This is a genomic window from Massilia sp. CT11-108, assembly GCF_047302915.1.
Lineage (GTDB): Bacteria > Pseudomonadota > Gammaproteobacteria > Burkholderiales > Burkholderiaceae_D > Telluria > Telluria orientalis.
In genome coordinates this window covers 1-4365 of the sequence record NZ_JBKYMO010000456.1, presented here as the reverse complement: position 1 = coordinate 4365, position 4365 = coordinate 1, and the positions used below count along the sequence as shown (strand labels likewise).

Below are 4365 nucleotides of genomic sequence, written 5' to 3'. Positions count from 1 at the left end.
GAACTTCGTGCAGTACCCGAAGGCGGAGACGCTCACCCTGCCGGGCATCTCGAAGGACGACTTCATGGCGGCGGCGCCGAAGAATGCGACGGGGCGGGTGTATGGGATCGTGTATTCGGGGCTCGATGCCGGGCTGTCCGTGGGGCCCGCGCTGTTCGGGCTCGTGATGGATGCGGGGCATCCGGGCTGGCTGTTCGCGGGGATCGCGTTGTTCCAGGCGCTGGCGATCGTCACGGCGGTGGGCGTGGGTGGCGGGACGCGGAGTGCGCGGCTGCAGAATGCGTGAGGCGTTCACGCGCCGTCGCCGCGATCTATAAATCCATGCCGAGAAACCGGGTTCCGGCAACGGGATTGAAGGTCACGGGTGGGGCCGGCACGAAGCCCAGCGACTCGTACAGCCGCCGGGCGGTTTCGAACTCCGGCAGGACATCGAGGCAGATACGGCGGTAGCCGGCCGCGCGTCCTTCGTCCAGGATGCGCTCGACCAGCCGGCGCCCCAGGTCCTGCCCGCGCGCGACGGGGCGGACATACACGCGTTTCATCTCGCAAGTCTCGTCGTCCACTGCGCGGAAGCCGGCGCAACCAACGACGGCACCGGCGTGAACGGCGAGGAACAGTCCGCCTGTCGGCGCGTCGTATTTGCCGGGCAGGTCGGCCAGTTCCTCTTCGTAGTCCTGGAAATCGAGGCTGACGCTGGTGCTGCCGATGTATTCGCGAAAAATGGCGACGACGGCATCGAGATCGTCGGGAAAACGGGCGCGTCGGATATCGGTCATGTGTGCCATGGGAATGGGATCGGGCGTCTGGTTTAATTCCAGCAATATTATGCCCGAACCGACCGCGCCATCAGCGCAGCTTGCCCACGATATCCGGCCCCACCGCCAGCCTGACGAACGGCGCCGGATCCTCCTCGCCCTTGCTGGCAATCCAGAACACGCTGGCCTTGCGGATCTTCCAGTCCTGCGCGGTCCCGGCAAAGATCAGCGACGCCACCTGGCCGAGCAGCGGCTGGTGCCCGACCACGACGACTGGATTCTTGTTGTCCGGCCAGCCGGCCGCTTCCAGGATGCGCTCCGCCGACGAATCCGTGTTCAGCGCTTCCACGGTGATGAACTTGCGGCCCAGCGCCTGCGCCGTCTGCACGCAGCGCGCAGCGGGGCTGGACAGGATGCGGCAGTGCGACGGCAACTGGCGGTCGAGCCATGCGCCCACGCGCGACGCGTGGCGCGCACCCTTGGCGGTCAGCTCGCGCAACTGATCGCCCTGGCGGTCGGGCACGTGCGGCTCAGCCTCGGCGTGGCGCCACAGGATCAGTTCCATGGTCGTTCTCCTTGTTATGTCCGTGGGCGGTGCTTTGCGCGCCCAGCGTCTCCATCAGGAATTGCTGGGCGCTGAAGGCCGCCTGGCTGCCGCGGGCCTTGCGGCGCTTGTAGCGGCCGTCGCTGCCCAGTTCCCAGGCATTGACGTTGTCCTTCAAATAGACTTGCAGGCCCTCGCGCAGCACGCGCTTCTTGAGCGCCGGCGAGCGGACGGGGAAAGCCACTTCGACCCGGCGGAACAGGTTGCGGTTCATCCAGTCCGCGCTGCCCAGGTAGATGTCGTTCTTGAGATTATTGCGGAAGTAGTAGACGCGCGTGTGTTCGAGGAAGCGGCCGACGATCGAGCGCACGCGGATGTTCTCCGACAGCCCCGGCACGCCGGGCCGCAGCGAGCACGCGCCGCGCACGATCAGGTCGATGCGCACGCCGTCCGCGGACGCTTCGTACAGGGCGCGGATCACGGATTCGTCGGTCAGCGAATTCATCTTGGCGATGATGCGCGCCGGCTTGCCTTCGCGCGCGATCGCCGCTTCCTGGCGGATCGCCTTGACGATTTCCTTCTGCAGCGTGAACGGCGCCAGCCACATCGCCGACAGCTGCGTGGGCCGCGTCATGCTCGTGAGGTGGATGAACACCTCGTTGACGTCCGCGGTGAGCTCCTCGTCCGACGTGAGCAGGCCGAAGTCCGTGTAGAAGCGCGCCGTCGTCGGGTTGTAGTTGCCCGTGCCGAGGTGGGCGTAGCGGCGCAGGCCGTCCGGTTCGCGGCGCAGCACGAGCGCCATCTTCGCGTGCGTCTTGAGGCCGACGACGCCGTACACGACCTGGGCGCCGGCTTCTTCCAGCCGCTCGGCCCAGTTGATGTTCGCCTCTTCGTCGAAGCGCGCCATCAGTTCGACGATGACGGTGACTTCCTTGCCGCGCAGCGCCGCGTTGATCAGCGAATCCATCAGCTCGGAGTTCGAGCCGGCGCGGTAGATCGTCTGCTTGATCGCGACGACGTTCGGATCGGCCGCGGCGCAGCGCACGAATTCGATCACGGGCTGGAACGACTGGTACGGATGGTGCAGCAGGATGTCCTGCTTGCGCAGCACGGAGAAGGTGTCGTGCGCATTCACGAGCTTGGCCGGGAAGCCCGGCGCATACGGCGTGAACTTGAGGTCCGGACGGGCGTTGCTGTTGGCGATTTCCAGCAGGCGGCCCATGTTGACGGGGCCGTCCACCGTGAACAGGCGCGAGCGGTCGATCGAGAACTGGTCGAGCAGGAAGTCGGCCAGGTGCTTCGGGCAGCCGCGCGCGACTTCCAGGCGCACGGCGAAACCGTAGTTGCGGCTATGGAGTTCGCTTTGCAGCGCCTGGCGCAGGTTTTTCACTTCTTCCTCGTCCACCCACAGGTCGCTGTTGCGGGTGACGCGGAACTGCGAGTACGACACCACCTCGCGCCCCGTGAACAGGTCCGCCATGTGGGCCTGGATCACGGACGTGAGCAGGCAGTAGGACGCGCCAGGCTTGTCGGACAGTTCGTCCGGCAGGCGGATCAGCCGCGGCAGCACGCGCGGCGCCTTCATGATCGCGATGCCGGTGCCGCGCCCGAACGCATCCTTGCCGGCCAGTTCGACGATGAAGTTCAGGCTCTTGTTGATCACGCGCGGGAACGGGTGCGCGGGGTCGAGGCCGACCGGCGTGAGCAGCGGGCGCACCTCCTTGTCGAAGTACTGCTTGACCCACGCCTTCTGCGCCGCGTTGCGGTCCGAGCGGCGCAGCAGGTGGATGCCGTTCGCGGACAGCTGCGGCAGGATCTGGTCGTTCAGCAGCGCGTACTGGCGCGCGATGATCTGGCGGCATTCGTCGGCGGCGCCGTCCAGGTCGGCCTGGCCGGGCTCCGGGCCGCCGTGCGCCTGGTGCTGGGCGAGCAGGCTGGCGACGCGGACCTCGAAGAATTCGTCCAGGTTGCTGGAGACGATCGTCAGGAAGCGCAGGCGTTCGAGCAGCGGGACGGACGGATCTTCCGCGTTTTCGAGCACGCGGCGATTGAATTCGAGCAGCGACAGTTCGCGGTTGAGGAACAGGTGTGGGCTATCGGGCGGAAGCGCGGCAAGTGCCTCGTCCGTTTTTAACTTCATATCCATTTTTCGGGAATATTTCACTCGTGACAACGGAGTGTAGAAGCCGATTATGACAACATTGTGACAGAGAACGCTCGACAGCGTCGCCCCGTCACAATGCATGGCCCGTCACACAGCGTCGAATGTAAAACCGGCGGGATAACGGTGATAGCCGTCGAACCCGGATTTCCCGACCGGCACGCCGCCCTGGCGCGCGATCGCATACACCATCGAATAGTGAAAAAAGAAGTTGGGCACGGCATACATCTGATAGTACTCGGCGGCCGGCAGGTCCAGCTCCGCGAAGCCGGCCGTCGTGCGCACGCGCCGCGCGTCCATGCCGGCGAAATCCGCATCGGGGATCGCCGCCAGGTACGCCATCGTCCGTTCGAGCTCGCCGAAGACGCCGGGAAACGTCAACGCGTCGGCGCCGAACGAGACGATCTCGCGTCCCGCCAGCGGACAGGTGGCGCGCAAGGTGAACCCGATCGCGACCCGGGCCTGCTGCAGCAGCGGGAACATGTCCGGGTGCAGGCGGCGGTCCGCAACGGTCCCGTCGAACGCCTCGACCTGCTTCAGGAGGGCGTCCAGTCGTCCCAGGTAATGCAGGAAGAGCCGGGTCGGCGTGACCGTCATACGACCGCCTCCCGCACGCGCCGGAGATCGTCGCGCGGCGGCCGTCCGAACATGCGGCTGTACTCGCGCGTAAACTGCGACGGGCTTTCGTAGCCCACCTGGTAGGCGACGGCCGCCACGTCGCAACTGGCGGCCGCGAGGCGGGCGCGCGCCTCGTGCAGGCGGATCTGTTTCTGGTATTGCAGGGGGCTCAGCGACGTGAAGTCCTTGAAGTGGCGGAACAGCGACGACGCGCTCATGCCGCTCACCGCCTCCAGCTGCTGCGTCGAGACGGGTTCCGCGTAATGCTGCTGCAGCCAGCGGATCGC

Annotated in this window: 5 protein-coding genes and 1 pseudogene; 1 reads left to right on the top strand and 5 read right to left on the bottom strand. The window is 66.3% G+C overall.

Annotation, left to right across the window (positions count from 1 at the left end; genetic code table 11):
* Nucleotides 1-286, top strand: a pseudogene (locus ACEN88_RS25220) (hypothetical protein); the annotation flags it as partial.
* A 25-nt stretch (nucleotides 287-311) separates the two neighbouring features.
* Here ACEN88_RS25220 and ACEN88_RS25215 read toward each other — a convergent pair.
* The 5 genes from ACEN88_RS25215 to ACEN88_RS25195 all read right to left on the bottom strand — a co-directional run.
* A complete protein-coding gene (locus ACEN88_RS25215; RefSeq protein ID WP_413344096.1) occupies nucleotides 312-776 on the bottom strand; it encodes an N-acetyltransferase family protein in 465 nt (154 codons plus the stop codon).
* 70 nt (nucleotides 777-846) lie between these two features.
* Nucleotides 847-1320 (bottom strand): SixA phosphatase family protein, encoded by a 474-nt coding sequence (locus ACEN88_RS25210; RefSeq protein ID WP_413344095.1) that lies wholly within the window; start codon nucleotides 1318-1320, stop codon nucleotides 847-849.
* A complete protein-coding gene (gene ppk1, locus ACEN88_RS25205; RefSeq protein ID WP_413344094.1) occupies nucleotides 1286-3445 on the bottom strand; it encodes a polyphosphate kinase 1 in 2160 nt (719 codons plus the stop codon). The genes ACEN88_RS25210 and ppk1 overlap by 35 nt, the downstream gene beginning before the upstream one ends.
* Nucleotides 3446-3550: 105 nt before the next feature.
* Nucleotides 3551-4057 (bottom strand): DUF1993 domain-containing protein, encoded by a 507-nt coding sequence (locus ACEN88_RS25200; protein ID WP_413344093.1) that lies wholly within the window; start codon nucleotides 4055-4057, stop codon nucleotides 3551-3553.
* On the bottom strand, nucleotides 4054-4365 hold a 312-nt coding region (locus ACEN88_RS25195; RefSeq protein WP_413344092.1), incomplete at its 5' end, for a helix-turn-helix domain-containing protein. The genes ACEN88_RS25200 and ACEN88_RS25195, both read right to left, overlap by 4 nt.

Bases quoted from the DNA above. Each gene is read 5' to 3' on its own strand.
- ACEN88_RS25210 (WP_413344095.1), bottom strand. From the start codon at position 1,320: ATGGAACTGATCCTGTGGCGCCACGCCGAGGCTGAGCCGCACGTGCCC.
- ppk1 (WP_413344094.1), bottom strand. From the start codon at position 3,445: ATGGATATGAAGTTAAAAACGGACGAGGCACTTGCCGCGCTTCCGCCC.
- ACEN88_RS25200 (WP_413344093.1), bottom strand. From the start codon at position 4,057: ATGACGGTCACGCCGACCCGGCTCTTCCTGCATTACCTGGGACGACTG.
- ACEN88_RS25215 (WP_413344096.1), bottom strand. From the start codon at position 776: ATGACCGATATCCGACGCGCCCGTTTTCCCGACGATCTCGATGCCGTC.